The organism is Salinirubellus litoreus, from assembly GCF_037335815.1.
GTDB classification, from domain to species: Archaea; Halobacteriota; Halobacteria; order Halobacteriales; family Haloarculaceae; genus Salinirubellus; species Salinirubellus litoreus.
In genome coordinates this window covers 2,162,204-2,178,445 of the sequence record NZ_CP147841.1, presented here as the reverse complement: position 1 = coordinate 2,178,445, position 16,242 = coordinate 2,162,204, and the positions used below count along the sequence as shown (strand labels likewise).

General features: G+C 70.2%; 22 protein-coding genes and 1 pseudogene. 12 read left to right on the top strand and 11 right to left on the bottom strand.

The features are described 5' to 3' along the window. Positions 1-95 precede the first annotated feature (95 nt). From WDJ58_RS10735 to WDJ58_RS10725, 3 genes are all read left to right on the top strand, one after another. Positions 96-470: a hypothetical protein gene (locus tag WDJ58_RS10735; protein WP_338917701.1), complete on the top strand. Its 375-nt coding sequence runs from the start codon at positions 96-98 to the stop codon at positions 468-470. A gap of 172 nt (positions 471-642) precedes the next feature. Continuing rightward, positions 643-1,461 carry an aldo/keto reductase gene (locus tag WDJ58_RS10730; protein WP_338917839.1) on the top strand — a complete coding sequence of 273 codons (819 nt, stop codon included), beginning with the start codon at positions 643-645 and terminating at the stop codon, positions 1,459-1,461. Positions 1,462-1,508: 47 nt separating this feature from the next. Further along, positions 1,509-2,192 (top strand): MBL fold metallo-hydrolase, encoded by a 684-nt coding sequence (locus WDJ58_RS10725; RefSeq protein ID WP_338917700.1) that lies wholly within the window; start codon positions 1,509-1,511, stop codon positions 2,190-2,192. Positions 2,193-2,270: 78 nt separating this feature from the next. On the opposite strand, the gene WDJ58_RS10720 is transcribed toward WDJ58_RS10725, so the two are convergent. From WDJ58_RS10720 to WDJ58_RS10695, 6 genes are all read right to left on the bottom strand, one after another. Further along, positions 2,271-2,558, bottom strand: a complete 288-nt coding sequence (locus WDJ58_RS10720) for an ArsR/SmtB family transcription factor (RefSeq protein ID WP_338917699.1) — start codon at positions 2,556-2,558, stop codon at positions 2,271-2,273. 198 nt (positions 2,559-2,756) lie between these two features. Next, complete coding sequence (locus WDJ58_RS10715; protein WP_338917698.1) at positions 2,757-3,299, bottom strand: fasciclin domain-containing protein; 543 nt, start codon at positions 3,297-3,299, stop codon at positions 2,757-2,759. A gap of 115 nt (positions 3,300-3,414) precedes the next feature. Continuing rightward, entirely contained in the window at positions 3,415-3,732 is a 318-nt protein-coding gene (locus WDJ58_RS10710; RefSeq protein ID WP_338917697.1) for a DUF7126 family protein, read from the bottom strand. 74 nt (positions 3,733-3,806) lie between these two features. Continuing rightward, the gene (gene guaA / locus WDJ58_RS10705) at positions 3,807-4,724 is read right to left on the bottom strand and encodes a glutamine-hydrolyzing GMP synthase (RefSeq protein ID WP_338917696.1); all 918 of its coding nucleotides are present in this window, start codon (positions 4,722-4,724) and stop codon (positions 3,807-3,809) included. Then, positions 4,724-6,394, bottom strand: a complete 1,671-nt coding sequence (locus WDJ58_RS10700; protein WP_338917695.1) for a CTP synthase — start codon at positions 6,392-6,394, stop codon at positions 4,724-4,726. Before WDJ58_RS10700 ends, guaA begins: the two co-directional genes overlap by 1 nt. Positions 6,395-6,704: 310 nt before the next feature. Next, complete coding sequence (locus tag WDJ58_RS10695; RefSeq protein ID WP_338917694.1) at positions 6,705-7,322, bottom strand: alpha/beta hydrolase; 618 nt, start codon at positions 7,320-7,322, stop codon at positions 6,705-6,707. A 144-nt stretch (positions 7,323-7,466) separates the two neighbouring features. Here WDJ58_RS10695 and WDJ58_RS10690 point away from each other — a divergent pair, with 144 nt between their 5' ends. The 4 genes from WDJ58_RS10690 to WDJ58_RS10675 all read left to right on the top strand — a co-directional run bounded on the left by WDJ58_RS10690 (position 7,467) and on the right by WDJ58_RS10675 (position 9,929). Then, positions 7,467-7,766, top strand: coding sequence for a type II toxin-antitoxin system HicB family antitoxin (locus WDJ58_RS10690; RefSeq protein WP_338917693.1), 300 nt, complete (start codon positions 7,467-7,469; stop codon positions 7,764-7,766). Positions 7,767-7,869: 103 nt separating this feature from the next. Then, positions 7,870-8,244, top strand: coding sequence for a translation initiation factor IF-5A (locus WDJ58_RS10685; protein WP_338917692.1), 375 nt, complete (start codon positions 7,870-7,872; stop codon positions 8,242-8,244). Between the two features lie 8 nt (positions 8,245-8,252). Next, entirely contained in the window at positions 8,253-9,068 is an 816-nt protein-coding gene (locus WDJ58_RS10680; protein WP_338917691.1) for an arginase family protein, read from the top strand. A 96-nt stretch (positions 9,069-9,164) separates the two neighbouring features. Beyond that, entirely contained in the window at positions 9,165-9,929 is a 765-nt protein-coding gene (locus WDJ58_RS10675; RefSeq protein ID WP_338917690.1) for a Nif3-like dinuclear metal center hexameric protein, read from the top strand. A 6-nt stretch (positions 9,930-9,935) separates the two neighbouring features. On the opposite strand, the gene WDJ58_RS10670 is transcribed toward WDJ58_RS10675, so the two are convergent. Both WDJ58_RS10670 and WDJ58_RS10665 read right to left on the bottom strand, forming a co-directional pair. Beyond that, the gene (locus tag WDJ58_RS10670) at positions 9,936-10,430 is read right to left on the bottom strand and encodes a PaaI family thioesterase (protein WP_338917689.1); all 495 of its coding nucleotides are present in this window, start codon (positions 10,428-10,430) and stop codon (positions 9,936-9,938) included. A 125-nt stretch (positions 10,431-10,555) separates the two neighbouring features. Beyond that, entirely contained in the window at positions 10,556-11,239 is a 684-nt protein-coding gene (locus WDJ58_RS10665) for a hypothetical protein (RefSeq protein ID WP_338917688.1), read from the bottom strand. Positions 11,240-11,307: 68 nt separating this feature from the next. Here WDJ58_RS10665 and WDJ58_RS26335 point away from each other — a divergent pair. The 3 genes and pseudogenes from WDJ58_RS26335 to WDJ58_RS10650 form a co-directional block, all read left to right on the top strand. Beyond that, positions 11,308-11,766 (top strand): annotated as a pseudogene (locus WDJ58_RS26335) (GNAT family N-acetyltransferase); the annotation flags it as partial. Between the two features lie 137 nt (positions 11,767-11,903). Next, positions 11,904-12,122, top strand: coding sequence for a zinc ribbon domain-containing protein (locus WDJ58_RS10655; protein WP_338917686.1), 219 nt, complete (start codon positions 11,904-11,906; stop codon positions 12,120-12,122). Further along, entirely contained in the window at positions 12,119-12,286 is a 168-nt protein-coding gene (locus WDJ58_RS10650; RefSeq protein ID WP_338917685.1) for a hypothetical protein, read from the top strand. Before WDJ58_RS10655 ends, WDJ58_RS10650 begins: the two co-directional genes overlap by 4 nt. A gap of 48 nt (positions 12,287-12,334) precedes the next feature. Here the strand turns inward: WDJ58_RS10650 and WDJ58_RS10645 are convergent, their stop codons facing one another. From WDJ58_RS10645 to WDJ58_RS10635, 3 genes are all read right to left on the bottom strand, one after another. Next, entirely contained in the window at positions 12,335-13,198 is an 864-nt protein-coding gene (locus tag WDJ58_RS10645) for a ZIP family metal transporter (protein WP_338917684.1), read from the bottom strand. A gap of 96 nt (positions 13,199-13,294) precedes the next feature. Beyond that, positions 13,295-13,990, bottom strand: coding sequence for an SDR family oxidoreductase (locus WDJ58_RS10640; protein WP_338917683.1), 696 nt, complete (start codon positions 13,988-13,990; stop codon positions 13,295-13,297). A gap of 63 nt (positions 13,991-14,053) precedes the next feature. After that, entirely contained in the window at positions 14,054-14,743 is a 690-nt protein-coding gene (locus WDJ58_RS10635; RefSeq protein WP_338917682.1) for an SOS response-associated peptidase, read from the bottom strand. 120 nt (positions 14,744-14,863) lie between these two features. On the opposite strand from WDJ58_RS10635, the gene WDJ58_RS10630 reads away from it, so the two are divergent. Next, entirely contained in the window at positions 14,864-15,601 is a 738-nt protein-coding gene (locus WDJ58_RS10630; RefSeq protein ID WP_338917680.1) for a DsbA family protein, read from the top strand. Between the two features lies 1 nt (position 15,602). Beyond that, complete coding sequence (locus tag WDJ58_RS10625) at positions 15,603-16,223, top strand: hypothetical protein (RefSeq protein WP_338917679.1); 621 nt, start codon at positions 15,603-15,605, stop codon at positions 16,221-16,223. The last annotated feature ends 19 nt before the right edge of the window (positions 16,224-16,242 follow it).

The following is a 16,242-nucleotide window of genomic DNA, read 5'->3' as shown; positions in this document are numbered from 1 at the left end:
TGTCGCCGCGCCGCACGCCCGCGAATCGCCCGGTACGGCTTCCTCGAGCGCCCTCGTCCACGCGGGCTTTAGTACCCCGCCCACGAGGATGGGGCATGGGTCGTTTCGACGCGGCCGAGGCGAGCGAGCGGCTCGCCCTGGCCGTCGACGCCGTGACCACGCACCGCATCCGGGGGAGCGAGGGGGTCGTCTTCGACGGCGTCGACGGCGACAGGCACGTCCGGGTCGAGTACGCCGACCGGCTGTTCACGCTGACCGTCTCGGACGAGGAGCGCGACGCGCTCGACGAACATCTCGGCACGTTCCCGGTGTTCAAGCTGAAACAGCCCGAGACGCGGAAGGCCCCCGAGGGGACGGTGTACGTCTCGGCCATCGCCGACCCCAAGCACGCCGCGGACTTCCTCGAGGGGACCTTCCGGGCCGTCTACGGCCTCCCCGAGGGGTTCGAGCTTCGGGTCGCCCGGGTCTGATCGACCGGTCGGGGGCGGGCCCGGTGATCCCGGATCCGTGCCGACGGATCCCCCTCCTCGGGGCCGTTCGCTCGCGACGGCAGGACGGCGTTCGCGAGAACACGAGACCCACCCGCGAGACGACAGGTACAGGGCCGCGGGCCGACTACGCCACGGCGTGTCCGAAACCGACATCCTCGACGTGACTATCCGAGACGTCGACGTCCCGGCCCTGGGTCTCGGGACGTGGCGGCTCACCGGCGAGGACTGCCGCCGGGCCGTCGAGACCGCGCTGGAGCTCGGCTACCGCCACCTCGACACCGCACAGGCCTACGGCAACGAGCGCGAGGTCGGCGACGCCCTCGCCGCCTCGGAGGCCGACCGCGAGGCGGTCTTCGTCACGACCAAGCTCGACAACGGGAACCGCTCGTACGACGACGTCCTCCGGTCGACCGAGGAGAGCCTCGCGAGGCTCGGGACCCGCTACGTCGATCTCCTCCTGATCCACAACCCGTTCCAGCGCGAACCCGTCGAGGAGACGCTCCGGGCGATGGACGAGCTCGTCGACGAGGGGAAGGTACGGGAGATCGGCGTCTCGAACTTCGACGTCGAACGGCTCCACGAGGCCCGCGAGGCCGCCGACCACGAACTCCTCGCCGACCAGGTCCAGTTCAACCCCTACTGGGATCAGTCCTCGCTGCTCGACTACTGCGAGATACACGACCTCCTCCTGACGGCGTACTCCCCGCTCGGTCACGGCGGGATGCTCTCCGATCCGGTGCTCGCCGAGGTCGGCGAACGTCACGGGAAGTCCCCCGCACAGGTCGCGATCCGGTGGTGTCTCCAGCACCCCAACGTCTCGGTCATCCCGAAGGCCACCTCCCGGGAACACATCGCGGCCAACCGCGAGGTCTTCGACTTCGAGCTGAGCGACGAGGAGATGGAGCGGATCCGCCGGCCCTCGCGGACGCGGGCCCTCTCCGGCGCGATCCGGTCGCGACTCCCCATCTAGCGGCCGCGAGGCAACAGTATCTTGACACGGCCCGGCGTACGCGAGGTATGGTCACCCAGCTTCGCGACGGTGTCTGGCAGATAGAGCTGAGCGGGGTGAACGCGTACCTCGCCGACGACGGCGGGACGCTCACGCTCGTCGACGGCGGGACCCCCGTGGACGGCGGGCGGCTCCGGACCGCCGTGGAACTCGCCGGCTACCACCTCACCGAGGTCGAGCGGGTGCTGGTCACCCACTACGACGTGGACCACGTCGGCGCGCTGGCCGGCGTCCTCGCCGACACCGGCGCGGAGTGGTACATGGGGGCGGCCGACGCGCCGTTCCTGATGCGCCGCGAGAAACCCCCCTTCTTCCACCACAAGGGCGCGTTCCAGCGTCTGAGTGGACTGTTCGCCCGTCGGCCCGCGACCGAGCCGAACCTGATCGCCGACGGGGACGAGGTCGGGTCGTTCGTCGCCTACCACACGCCGGGACACACCCCCGGCCACACCGCGTTCGTCTCCGACGAACTCGACGCCGCCTTCGTCGGCGACCTCGTGATGGAGCGCGACGGGCGGCTCCACCCCTCGCCGTGGGTCCTCTCCTACGACACCGAGACGGTCTGCGAGAGCATCCACGACCTCGCCGACCGTGCCCCCGCGGTGGACGTGATCGGGATGGGCCACGGCACCCCCTTCAACCGGAGCGGATCGGTCAGGCTGGCCGAACTCGGCGAGCGCATCGAGCGATAGGCCGTGGACGCCGGCGGACCATACCGCCAGCGATCCGAGCCGACTCGGAGCGCCCGGTCCCGGCTGGGGTCGGGAGCCTCACGGGTCGACCCCGTCTACCTCCGAGAGCACCTCCTCGACGGTATCCCAGTGCCGCCGGGTCCTGCCGCTCGGCAGGTATACCGCGCCGTACCTCGCCTCCGTCGACTGGACGATCCCGTTCTCCTCCAGCACGTCGAGGTGGTGTCGGACCGTCTTGTAGTCGAGATCTAGCGCCGAGGCGAGCTGGTTGGCGTTCCGCGGCCGCTCCTCGACCGCCCGGAGCAGGCGCGCCCGGTTGTGTCCGCCCCGGGTCCCCGCGAACACCTGCCAGAGGACCGCCTCCATCGAGCGAGCCGAGTCGTGCCACGCACCTAACGGTTCTGGCCACTACCGGCAGAAAGCGGGGGGTATCCGGGCGGAGCGACCCACTACGAGCTCCTGCGGTTGGAGCTCGTCACGCTGACTGTCCGGGTCGACGTGTTCTCCGTCCGGGGAGTCGGGACGGAGAGCACCGAGGTTCCGGCGGCCGAGATCCGGGTTCGTTCAGGGGAGCAACACACCTGGGCCATCCACGTCTTCCCCGTCGATGACGTGGACGATACCGTTCGACGCCGGGAGATTCGTCTGGACGATCTCCGCCTGCCCGTCGTTCAGAACCGTTCCGCTGACGTCGATCTTGGCCCCGTTCAGCGTGGGTAGCTCGCTCGCGCCGGTGACGGACTTCGCCTTCCGACGGCCCGGCGTTACGTGGTACGTGAGGATCTCGGTTAGTGTCGCCCCGACAGCTGCCTCGAAGTCCACATCGCCGACGTTGTCGGCAGTGACACCTAGTTCACCGAAGGCGGCGTCAGTCGGCGCGAACACGGTCAGCTGGCGGTTACCGCTGAGGGCATCGACGAGCCCGGCCTCCTGCACGGCGGCCACCAGGACGTCGAACCCGTTAGCTACGGCGACGTCGACGATCGTTTCGCCCTTGCTCGGCGGACCCCTGCCCGGGGCCGCACTGACGACGCCGGCCCCACCGACGAGCGCCGCGGTTCCAGCGCCGATACCCCTCAACACCGACCGTCTGCTGCTTCCGAACATCACCGACGGGGAGGTCCGGGGACGTCATAACCAATTTTCCAGAAGTGCCTAGACGGGGACCCAAATCTCCCCCCAGAGTTCGAGTGCTTTGCCGGTTCCGGACGGTTCGATGCCGCTACACCAGCTCCTCGGCGACCGTCTCGGCGTCGAGCAGTGCGGGGTCGACGATGTGTCCGGCCTGTCCGCGGGCGAACTCCGGGAGGCTGTCGTGGGCGTACACGACGACCCGGACTCCGGGGTTGAGGTCCTTCGCTACGGGGATCGAGGTGGCGAGTCCCGCGTCGGTGATGACCAGCAGGTCCGCCTCGTGGATCCCCGCCTCCTCGAGGTCGGGTCGCGCGGCCGTTCCGGCCGCGTAGCGGACGTCGGCGTCCCTCGATTCCAGTGCGTCTCCGAGGCCGTCCCCGTCGGGGCCGGCGATGATCGCGATCATGTGTGTGTCTCGTGTCGTTCCGGGCGGCGACCGGCCGCCCATCGTTCGGACCTGTTCGTCTCCCGGCCGACCGCTCACTCGTACTCGATGGTCGCCGGCGGCTTGTGCGTCACGTCGTACACCACGCGCGCGACGTCGTCGTTCGTCCCGGTGATGCGCGACTGGATGCGCTGAAGCACCTCCCAGGGGAGCTCCTGGGCCCGGGCGGTCATCCCGTCGCGGGATTCGACCGACCGGACGGCGACGACCCAGCCGTGGACGCGGTTGTCACCCTTCACGCCGGTGGCCTTCCCGAGCACCGCCGCGAACGCCTGCCAGGGCTCGAACTCCTCGAGTTCGTCCTCGACGACGTGGGTGGCGTCGCGGGCCACCGCCAGTTTCTCCTCGGTCACCTCGCCGACGATCCGCACCGCGAGACCGGGGCCCGGGAACGGCATCCGCTCGGAGATCACCTCCTCCAGGCCGAGTTCGCGGGCCACGTCCCGCACCTCGTCCTTGTAGAGGTCCCGGACGGGTTCGACGATGCCCTCGAAGTCGACCGCCTCGGGCAGTCCGCCGACGTTGTGGTGGGACTTGATGTTCCCCTCGCTCTCGATCCGGTCGGGGTAGATCGTCCCCTGGACGAGGTACTCCGCACCTACCTCGCGGGCGACCGTCTCGAACTCGCGGATGAACTGCTCGCCGATGGCGTGGCGCTTCTCCTCCGGGTCCGTCACGCCGGCGAGGGCGTCCAGGAACCGGTCCTGGGCCTCGACCACGCGGAGCGACTCCATGAACGCGAACGTCTCCTCTATCCCCTCGGTCTCGCCCTTCCGCATCAGCCCCGTGTCGACGTAGACCGCGGTGAGGGAGTCGCCGATGGCCTCGTAGGCGAGCGTCGCCGCCACCGAGGAGTCGACCCCCCCGGACAGGGCGATGACGGCGTTCGCGTCGCCGACCGCCTCGCGGATCTCCTCGACGGCGTCCTCGACGAACGTCCCGGGGTCGACCATCAGGCGGTCACCTCCTCACCCTCCCCCTCTCCGCCGTCGGAGGTCGTACCGTCGTGTTCGAGGACGGCGTCGAGGAATCCCACGAACGGCGGGCTCGCCCGCCCCGGCCGCGAGCGGAACTCGGGGTGGAACTGCGTCCCGAGGAAGTAGGGGTGCTCGGGCAGTTCGAGTATCTCCATCCGGTTCCCGGCGGTCCCCGAGAAGACGAGGCCCGCGTCCTCGAACGCCTGGAGGTACCGCGGATTGACCTCGTAGCGGTGGCGGTGACGCTCCGTGCAGGAGTCCGCGCCGTAGAGTTCGTGGGCGAGCGTCCCCGGCTCGATCTCCGTCTCGTGGGCACCGAGCCGCATCGTCCCGCCCATGTCCTCGACCTCGTACTGCTCGGGGAGGATGTCGATGACGGGGTGGGGGGTCTCGGGTTCCATCTCGGCGGAGTGGGCTCCCTCGTAGCCCAGGACGTTCCGGGCGTACTCGACGACGGCCATCTGGAAGCCCAGGCAGAGCCCGAGGAAGGGGACGTCGTTCTCGCGGGCGTAGCGGATGGCGTCGACCTTCCCCTCCGTGCCGCGGGCGCCGAACCCGCCCGGAACGACCACGCCGCACGCCCGTTCGAGGTTCCGCTCGTGGTCGGGGCTCATCTCGTCGGCGTCCACCCAGAGGACGTTCACGTCGACGCCGCGCTCCAGTCCCGCGTGTTTCAGCGCCTCGTGGATGCTGATGTAGGCGTCCTCCAGGGCGTACTTCCCGACGAGCGCGACGTCGACCTCGCCGTCCCGGTCCCGGGTGACGAGTTCGCGCCACTCGTTGTCCCGTTCCGCGGCGGGGATGGCGTCCTCGGCCAGCCCGAGCCGCTCCATCACGTAGGTGTCGAGCCCCTCCTCCTCGACCACCAGCGGGACGTGGTAGATGTCCTCGACGTCCGGGTTCGAGAACACCGCCTCGTCGGGCACGTCACAGAAGAGGGCGATCTTGCGCTTGGTCTCGGGGTCGAGCCGCTCGTCGGACCGCCCGACGAGGACGTCCGGCTGGAGGCCGATCGAGCGGAGCTCCTTCACGCTGTGCTGGGTGGGTTTGGTCTTCTGCTCGCCGTTCTTCGAGTAGGGGACGAGGGTGACGTGGACGAACAGGAGGTCCTCCTCGTCCTGCTCGTGGGAGAACTGCCGGAGGGCCTCGAGGTAGGGCATCCCCTCGATGTCTCCCACGGTGCCGCCGACCTCGACGATGCAGACGTCGTGGCCCTCGGCGGCCTCGCGGATGCGCCGCTTGATGTCGTCGGTGACGTGCGGGATGATCTGGACGGTCTTGCCGAGGTAGTCGCCCGCGCGCTCGTTCTCGATGACCTCCTTGTAGACCTTCCCGGTCGTGACGTTGTGGTCGAAGGTCATGTCCACGTCCAGAAACCGCTCGTAGTTCCCCAGATCGAGGTCGACCTCGCCGCCGTCCTTCAGCACGTAGACCTCACCGTGCTGGTAGGGGTTCATCGTCCCCGCGTCGACGTTCAGGTAGGGGTCGATCTTCACCGCCGTCACGTCGAACCCGGCGTTGGCGAGGAGTCGCCCGGTCGAGGCGGCGGTGATACCCTTCCCCAGTCCGGACATGACCCCGCCGGTGACGAAGACGAACTTGTTACCCAGCGTAGGGTCGTACTCCGAGACACCCTCTGTCGGCATAACGACCATGTGCGGGACTGGGGGAAAACCGTTTCGAACGGGGGGAAAGTTCGCGTGGAAGTGCCACGCGCCCGTCCCCGGAACGGGGCGATGATCTCGACTCGCCCGCTCCCGACCGGAGCACGGCCGAGGGTGTCCGAACCCGCCGGATCAGGGATGACGACGAGCGCGACGGGGCGGGACGGCGCTCCGCCGCGATACCGACGCCATGAGCGCGGTCGTCCCCGTCGCCAGCGACGACCGTGATCGCCCCGGCGCGATCCCGTGCCCGCGCCCCGGCCGCGGTATCCGGTGGTTCCGATCCCGGTGACTACAGCCGGTCGACGAGGAACGACCCGACGGCCTCCCCCACGCTCGCGTCCCGGCCGACGAAGTGGTGGTCCGAGGGGAGTTCGACCACCCCCGCGCCGACCTCGCGTGCGCGCTCGACGACGGGCCCCCAGTCGGCGGTCGTGTCCCGCTCGCCGTAGACGATTCGTAGAGGGGAGTCGATGGCGGCGACGGCGGCCGCGGCGTCGAGGTCATCCGAGAGCCGGGCGGCGGGGGCGAGCGCGACGACCACCTCGGGCGGAGTTCCGTCCTCTGACTCGGCGGCCGCCGCCAGCAGCGCAACCGCACCGCCGAACGAGTAGCCGAACAGTCCCACGCGATCGAACCGCTCTCGCGCCCAGCCGAGGGCGTTTCGGGCGTCGGTCCGCTCGCCCGGTCCCTCGTCCCAGGGACCATAGTCGAAGCGGAGGCAGGCGATCCCCCGTTCCGTGAGGTAGTCGCTCACCGCCCGGATGCGACGGTCGGTACGCTTCCCGCCCATCTGGGGGTGTGGCGGGCAGGCGACGACGCAGGCGTCGGCCCCGCCGGGGTCGTCGAGCGTCGCCCGCACGTCCCGTCCGCCCGGGACGGGGACGGACTCGCGTTCGCTGTCGGTCATATCCGGGACTGGTCGGGGGAGGACTTGGACGTGGCCATCCGGCGACACCCTTTCAGCCCCGCCGGGTGGACTCCGCGTGATGCCGTGGATCGTCGAGAGTATCGAACCGTCGTCCCGTCCCGAACCCGGGTCTAAACGGACGAGATGGAGTCGGGCGGAGGATACGGCACGAGTACCGAATCGAACACGAACCACCGGCCGAGTGTCGAGATCACCCTCACGCGGAACGACGACGGGTGGTGGACGGCGCGCGACGAGACGAGGGGGCTGACCACGCAGGGCGAGACGCGCGACGAGGCGCTCTCGAACCTCGATAGCGTGATCGACGCGATCGAGAACGATACGGGACGCCCTCCCACCGACGAGGAACTCCGCGAGGCCGGGATCGATCCCGAGACCAACCGGCGTGCGGGAAGCGGCGAACGCCCGGACGTGCTCGAATAGCTCACCGGTTCCGGGAGCGAATACGGTCGCACCGTATACCGCGCTTGCACCCGTCCGCGAGGGTTCCAAACCGTTTATACCCGTACCGCCGGAAATCACGGACATGGCGAGAGAGCAGACCGAGGTCCGCGAACTGCAGGAGGGGAACTACGTCATGATCAACGACGTCCCCTCGAAGATCACCGCCTACTCCACCTCGAAGCCCGGCAAGCACGGCAGCGCGAAGGCCCGCGTCGAGGGGACGGGCGTGTTCGACGGGCAGAAGCGCAACTTCACCCAGCCCGTCGACGCGAAGATCTGGGTCCCCATCATCAACCGCAAGGGCGGGCAGGTCATCTCCGTCCAGGGCAACGACATGCAGGTGATGGACCTGGACACCTACGAGACGTTCACGATGCGCATCCCCGACGGGCTCGACCCGTCCTCCGACGACGAGATCGAGTACCTCGAGTACGAGTCCCAGCGCAAGGTCGTCTGAGGTCGGCGGTGTCACCGTTTCCCGGCGCGCCGGCGGGGAGGGACGAGGCGGACTACGCGGTGCTCGGCGCGCCGCTCGACGTCTCGACCACCTTCCAGCCCGGGACCCGGTTCGGCCCCGACAGGATCAGGCGCTTCGCGCGGACGTTCGACGACTACGACCGCCGGACCGGGGCGCGCTTCTCGGAACTCGCCGTCCACGACGCCGGCGACCTCGACGCCTGGGACGACGCCGGCGACTACCTCTCCTTCCTCCGTGGCGAACTCTCGGACCTCCACGCCGAGGGCGTCCTCCCGCTCCTGCTCGGCGGCGAGCACACCGTCACGGTCGCCGGCGTCCGCGCGGCCGACCCCGACGTCTTCGTCTGCGTCGACGCTCACCTCGACCTGCGGACCGAGTACGCCGGCAACGAACTCTCGCACGCGACCGTCACCCGGCACGCGCTCGAGGTCGTGGACAGGGCGGTGATCCTGGGTGCTCGAACCGGGAGCGAGGCGGAGTGGGAGCGGGCGAGCGAGGCGGATGTCACCGTCGTTCCACCCGAGGAGGTGACGGAGTGGGAGCCCGACTTCGACGGGGAGACGTACCTGAGCGTCGACATCGACGGGCTCGACCCCGGGTTCGCGCCCGGGACGGGGACGATGGAGCCGTTCGGGCTCACCCCCCGCGAGGTCAGGGACGTCGTTCGGGCCGTCGCTCCCCGGACGACGGCGTTCGACGTCGTTGAGGTGAACGACCGCGACGACGGCCAGGCCGCGTCGGTGGGAGCAAAACTGCTCCGGGAGTTCGTCTTCTCGCACGCTCACCCCGACGCCGATCGCTGAGGCGGGCCCTTCCCTTCGTCCGTTCCAGTGACACGGTATCCGATCCCCGTCCGGTACTGATACAGATACAAGCGTGGGGCGTCCCTGTCGGGAGCCATGGAACTGACCGAGTTCGCCACCCGGCTGGACGAACGGCTCGACGTTGAGGATCTCGACGGGCTGGACTACGCGGTCAACGGCCTCCAGGTCGGGAGCGAGGACGGGACCGTAGAGCGGGCCGCGTTCGCCGTCGACGGCGTGGCGCTCACCTTCGAGGAAGCGGTCGAGTGGGGCGCGGACGTGCTGGTCGTCCACCACGGCGTCTCGTGGGGCGGCATCGACCGCGTCACCGGTAAGGAGTACGAGAGGCTCGGGACGCTCCTGAGGAACGACCTCGCGCTGTACGCCGTCCACCTCCCGCTCGACGCCCACCGCGAACTGGGTAACGCGGCCGGGGTCGCGGAGTTCCTCGACCTCGACGTCGTGGACGGGTTCGGACGGGAGGGGCCGGCGACGGTCGGCATCCGGGCACGGGCGGGAGAGCCGCAGGGCGTCGCGGAGATGCGCGACCGGCTCGCCGACCTCCCGAACGACGGGGTTCGAGTGCTCGACTTCGGCCCCGACCGGATCGAGGACGTGGCGATCATCACCGGTTCGGGGACCGACTGGCTCGACGAGGCCCGCGAGGAGGGCGTGGACGCGCTCGTCACGGGCGAGGGGAAACAGCCCGCCTACCACGAGGCGCGAGAGGCGGGCGTGAACGTCTTCCTCGCCGGCCACTACGCGACGGAGACGTTCGGCGTGCAGTCGTTACGGGAGGTCGTCGAGGGCTGGGGGGAGGGTATCGAGACGACCTACGTGGAGCACCCGACGGGGCTGTGAGCGATATCAACCCTCGCGCGGTCCGACCCGGTCGGCCGACTCCTCGCGGAGGGTCATGCAGGTCCCCGAGAGTCGGGCGACGAGTTTCCCGTCCTCGTCCGTGATCTCGCACTCGGCGAGTCCGACGGTACGACCCCTGTGGAGGACTCGACCGACCGCCTCCAGTCGGCCGACCCAGACCGGTCGCAGGAAGTTCACCGTGAGGTCTACGGTGGTGAACGACTCGTCCGGCCCGACGGTGCTCATGTAAGCGGTACTCAGCGCGGCGTCGCCGATGTCGCACAGCACCCCACCGTGAAGCGTCCCCATGGGGTTCGCGTGCTCGGGTCCGACCTCCATCACGAACCGGGCCTCCCCGTCACCCATCGATCGGAGTTCGATCCCGAGGAGCCCGCCCAGCGGCCACGCGGGGTAGTCGTCGTCCATCATCCTGGCGAACCCCTTCGGCCCGCGGAAGCCACCGTCACGGGTGAACGCGACGGCCTCCTCCACGTCGAACACCCGACGCTCGTTCGCGACGGTGTTCGATAGCGTCGCCGTTCGGGACGACGTGACCGGGCCAGTACGGACCCCCGTCAGAGACCGGCAGGTCGTCACCCGCAACACCGCGTTCGACCGATCCCCAGCTACCCGACACGGAGGGTGAACCCCCACTCGAAGTCGGTCACGTCGTCACCCCCGCCAAGTACGGATTCGGCGCTCGCGGCCGCCCGGCCGCTCGTCACGACCCGGTGCTCGCCCGACGGGAGACACGCGCTCTCGGGGAGGTCCGTGCTCCCCAGCACGTACGACTCCGCGCCGATCGATCCGTCCGCGGGGATCGCGACGGTGCCGTAGTATGTGGCGATCGCCACGCCATCGGTCAGTCGCCAGCAGCCCGGATCGGCGAACTCCTCGACGCGACCGCCGGCAGGTAGCAGGTAGAGCGTCCCGTCCCCGCTACGGACGTGGTGGAACCGGACCGCGCGCTCCTCGCCGAGGACCACCGCCGAGTCGGTGGGGTTCCGTATCGTCACGACGATTCGGGCGGGATGTTCGTCGGTCGCCAGCCGCTCGGCCATCGCCACCTCGTACTCGACCGGGACGTCGGGCTGGTCGTCGCGGGAGACCACCTCGACGGGCGTCCCGGCGGGAGTCGGCGACGGCGATGGCGACGGGGAGGGGGAGCGAGTGGGAGTTGGAGTGGGCGTGGAGGTGGCAGTCGACGGCTCCGTGTCCTCCCTCCCGCCGAGACCCCCCGAGGACGTACAGCCGGCGAGCGCGGTCGGGAGCGCGGCGGCTCCGAGGCCGAGGACCTGTCGGCGGCGCATGGTCTACCGTTCGGTGGGGGCCGTGAAAAGTCCCGTCGAGCATCAAAGCGGCCCTTGAGCCTCTCCCGGTGGGACCAGACGCAAGCGAGCGGACCAACGAGTCGGCGGTATGGGAGAGGCGACCGTCAGGGTCGCTCGTTCGGAGGAGGCAAGCCATCCGTTCGGTCGAGCGGGCGGCGTGGCACGCCGCCTACGACGATATCCACGGCCCCGGGACCGTCGAGGAGCTGTTCGACGCCTGCTGGTCCGTCGAGGACCTCCGCGAGGAGGCGACCGAATCCGGGAGGATCCTCCCGGTCGCGGCGCGCGACGGCGACGTGCTCGGGATGGTCGACGCGACACCGGACCCCGGGCGAGAGGGGACGTTCCGCGTCGCCCGGCTGTACGTCCACCCCGACGAGTGGGGCGAGGGGCTCGGAACCCGGCTCGTCGACGAACTCCGCGAGCGGCAACCCCCCGAGGTGGAGACCCTGCGTCTCGTCGTCCTCGCCGAGGACGGGATCGCCATCGCGTTCTACGAGCCCTACGGCTTCGGGCGCGTCGGGGAGCGCACCGAGGAGAGCGGCGAGACGCACGAGGAGTACGTCTACGAACTCGGGCTCCGACGCTGGACGAGTGCGGGACGGGGGGAAGACCCTTACCGTCCGACGAGAGACGCCCGGATATGGTCCCCGAACCATCGACCGATCGCGGCTGTCCGAAGTGTGGTCACACCGGCACCGACGTCGGTACCATCTCGACGACCGGCGGCGGCCTCTCGAAGATGTTCGACATCCAGACGAACAGCTTCAAGGTCGTCTCCTGTACCAACTGCGGCTACTCCGAGCTCTACCGGGACACCACGTCGGGGTCGAGCGACATCGTCGACGTCTTCCTCGGATGACGGCGGCCGGGGCGGCCCTCTTCGTGGTCGTCCTCCTGCTGGCGCTGCTCCTGCCGCTCGCGCTCTACGTCCTCGTGCGGGCCGAACACGACGAGCGCGAGGAGATGGACCGCGAGTCCGCGGAGCGTGCCGCCCGCCGCGATACGGCCGACGAACGGCGGTAGCGGGGGCGCGAGCACGAGGGATCGCGTCAGTGGAGAGGGGCGAGGTCGCTACGCCGAGACACCGATCCAGGCGACGAACACCGCGACCCCCCCGAGCAGGGTACTGAGGACGGCGTGGGTGCGGAGGCGGTCGAGCAGCGCGTGGGCGTCCTGGGAGAGGGCGGCGACCTCTCCGACTTCGCTCCCCTGCTCACAGCGGGGGAGGAAGTCCATGGCGACGTGGAGGAAGACGCCGGCGGCGAAGCCGAAGATCGCCCCCTGGATCGCCGGGACGGCCGGCGGGGCCACGAGCGCGGCGGGGATGGCCGTGAGGCCGACGCCCGCGGCGGGGAGCAGCAGGACCGTCACCGGCTTGCCCGCCTTCCGGAGCCGTCGCGCGGCCGCGTAGCCCGCCGGTCCCTTGTGCGAGACGATGGCGAGGCCGAGCAGCAGGCCGAGTTCGGGCATCGTCGCGTAGACGAGGCCGATGATCACCCCGGCGGAGAGGGCGTGTGCCGAGAGCTGTGCGGCGGTGTCGTCGAACGGCGTGTCGAGGTGCGTGAGCCGATGCCCGATCGTGTGCGCCCCGTAGCCGACGAGCAGGCCGGCGGCGACGCCGAACCCCCCGACGCGAGGGTCGAGCCCGATAGCCTGCGGGAGGAGGAACACCGCGGCGGAGGTGACCATCGCCCCCGCGGCGAGCCCGTAGCCCCACACCAGCCGGTAGGCGTCGTTCGTTCCGGCGGCACGGGCACCGAACGGTGCGAACCCGGCCATCGCGGCGAACGCCACCCACGCGATGACCGTCACCTTCCAGAGCCCCGCGGCGAGCGCGAGCGCCGTCAGCGCGACCAGGGCGAGGACGGCCGTCAGGCCGACCAGCGAGGGTCGGCCGAGCCCACCGAGCAGGGCCGACCGGTTCCGTGTTTCCATGTAGTTGTGAATCTATTCTCCTGGAATAATAATCCTTCGGTCAGATCGGCGTCTAGTTTAGTAACCGTGGACACGACGAGCGAACGCCGCCGCCCGTCAGCGCGTCGCCGCCTTCCAGGTGCGGAGGTCGAGTACCTCGCCGTTCAGTTCCTCGTCGGCGAGTCCGGCGGCCCAGAGCACCATCTCGGCGGCGTCCTCCGGATCGCGGCCCACCCCGCCGGTGAGATCCGTCGAGACCTGGCCGGGGTCGACGATCCCCACGGGGTGGTCGATTTCGGCGGCGAACTGCCGGGCGACCGCCTCGGCACCCGCCTTCGAGACGGCGTACGATCCCAGGCCCGCTTTCGCCTCCCGTGCGATGCTCCCGGAGGGGACGAGCACGCGCGCACCCTCGTTCAGGTGCGGGAGCGCCTCCCCGATCGTCGTGAACACGCCGCGGACGTTCGTCCGGACGTGGTCGTCGAACGCGCTGTAGGACTCGGCTTCGAGGGCCGTCTCGCCGGGCGAGCCGTGGTAGACGCCCGCGCCGGCGAGCACGACGTCGATGCCGCCGCCCTCGCGTGCGGCCACCTCGACGAACCGCTCGACGTCGAACTCGTCGCGGACGTCCGCGCGGACCGTGGTCGCCGTCCCGCCCTCGGACTCGATGGCGTCCGCGACCGACGCGAGCGCCTCGGTGTCCCGGGCACAGAGAGCGACGTGTGCCCCCGCCGCGGCGAACCGGCGCGCCGTCGCCGCGCCGATCCCACGGCTCGCTCCCGTGATCGCGACCGTCCTGCCGTCGTACTCCATGCACGAACGAGGGCCGAGGGGTGCATGCCGCTTTCCCTGCCGGCAGGCCGGTCACGGGGAGTGTCAGCCGACCGGTTCGATCAGCGACGGCGAGTCGTTCGACGGGTCGTTCACCGCCGTCGAGACCGGGTACGCCCGCATCCGCTCGGCGGGGTAGGGTTCGAGGAGGTGTCGGGGGTCCTCGGCGGTGAGCCACTCCCGCTCTATCCCCTCGGGGAGGATCACGGCCATGCGGTGGTGGTAGTCGGCGACGAGGTCGTTGGGTTCCGTCGTCACGATGGTGAACGTCTCCAGCGGTTCGACCGAGCGGTCCGGGCTCCCGTCCCCGAACTCGTCGAGTCCCGTCTGTTTCCGCGTGGGCGTCCATCGCTCCCAGAGCCCCGCCACGGCGAACGGCTCGCCCCCGGCCAGCGTGACCCGATAGGGCCGCTTTCCGGAGGCCGCCTCGCGCCACTCGTAGAAGCCGTCGACGAGGACGAGACACCGGCGGGAGTCGTAGGCCGCGGCGAACGAGGGTTTCTCGGCCACCGTCTCGGCGCGGGCGTTGATCTGCCCCCCGGAGTCGTCGTCGGCCCACGAGGGGATCAGTCCCCACCGCAGGAACTGGATGGTCTCGGGTGCCTCGTTCGTGACGACGGGGAGCACCTGACCGGGGGCGGCGTTGTACCGGGGACGGAACGGTTCGTCGAAACTGGCGTCGAAGCGCGCCTCCAGCTCGTCGGCCGACGCGGTGACGGTGTAGCGGCCGCACATACGCCCGGCGAGGGATCGACGGGGCAAAAGCGCGCGCCTCACGGCGACCCTCGGAGCCGGACGCGCGATTCTAGAACGATTCCGGAGAACCCTGATATGCCCGGAGCGCCCCGAAGCTGTATGGAGACACGACGCGAGTTCCTCGCGGTCGGTGCGGGGGGCCTCGCCGCTCTCGCGGGGTGTACCGCGCTCGGCGGCGACGGGAGCGGTGGGGACGGTGGAGGAAGCGGGGGTGACGGAGCGGACGCGTCCGGGAGCGCGACGGCGACGGATGCGGGTACCCCCGAACCGCTCGGTGGGCACCCGGCTGCCGCGGGCCTCGGCGACCAGCCGGCGCTCGGGCCCGATCCCGCCGGAGCGACGGCGGTCGTCGTCGCGTTCGAGGACCCCTCGTGTACGCTCTGTCGCCGCTTCGAGCTGAACACCCTCCCGACGCTGAAGTCCGAATACGTCGACGTGGGCGACCTCTCGTTCGTCTTCCGGGGGTACCCGGTCGTCTACCCGTGGGGAGAGCCGGCCACGCAGGCCCTGGAGTCGACGTTCGCCGCGAGCGAGGCCGCGTTCTGGGCGCTGAAGGACCACTACTACGCCGAACAGGACCGGTTCGGGACCGACAACGTGCTCGACCTGACCGAGGCGTTCCTCGCCGAGGAGACCGACGTGGACGCCGCGGGAGTGGTCGACGACGCGCGGAACGAGCGCCACGACGCGGCCGTCCAGGCCGACGTCGAGGCCGGGCGGGCCGCCGACGCCGGCGGACAGACCCCGATATTCTACCTCTTTCGGGACGGTGCGTTCCGGACGAAAGTACAGGGCCCGCAGGGGCCGGACGTGTTCGCCGCGGCGCTGGAGCTCTGAGATGAGCGTCGCCAACCGCGTGACTCGTCGGCTCCCGATCCGGCGGCGGGACTGGCGGCTGATGGGCCGGACCGCGCGGCTGGTCCTCGGCGCGCCCGGGTACGCCCTGCTCGCGCTCTTGACCGCGCTCGCCGGGCTCTCGCTGTTCGTCCTCTCGCTGAACGCCCCGCTCGCCGGCTTCGCGCTGGCCGGTGACCTCGCGCTCGGAGCGAGGGCCCGCATCCTCGTCGGACTCTACCCGTTCGTCGGGAGCGCCTACGGCCCGATCCAGGGAGCCCTGCTGGTTCTCGTCGCGGTCCTGCTCGGCGTCGACGTGGCGATGGCGACCTACCACTTCCGCGAACACCGCGACGACGCGGAGCGCGGGGCGTCGAGCGCCACGGGGAGTGCGAGCGCCGTCGGCGTGCTCCTCGGAACGCTCGGCGCGGGCTGTGCCGCCTGTGGGGTCCCGATCCTCCTGGGCGTCCTCTCGATACTGGGTGTGCCCTCGGCGGCGCTCCTCCTGCCGTTCGACGGCCTCGAATTCGCCGGTCTCGCCGCGTTCGTTCTCGTTCTCTCGATCTTCTGGCTGGCGGACGGGATGCGCGGCGGGGAGATACGGGGCTGTCCGGTCGACCTGTAGTTCGAGCACCACGGGACCC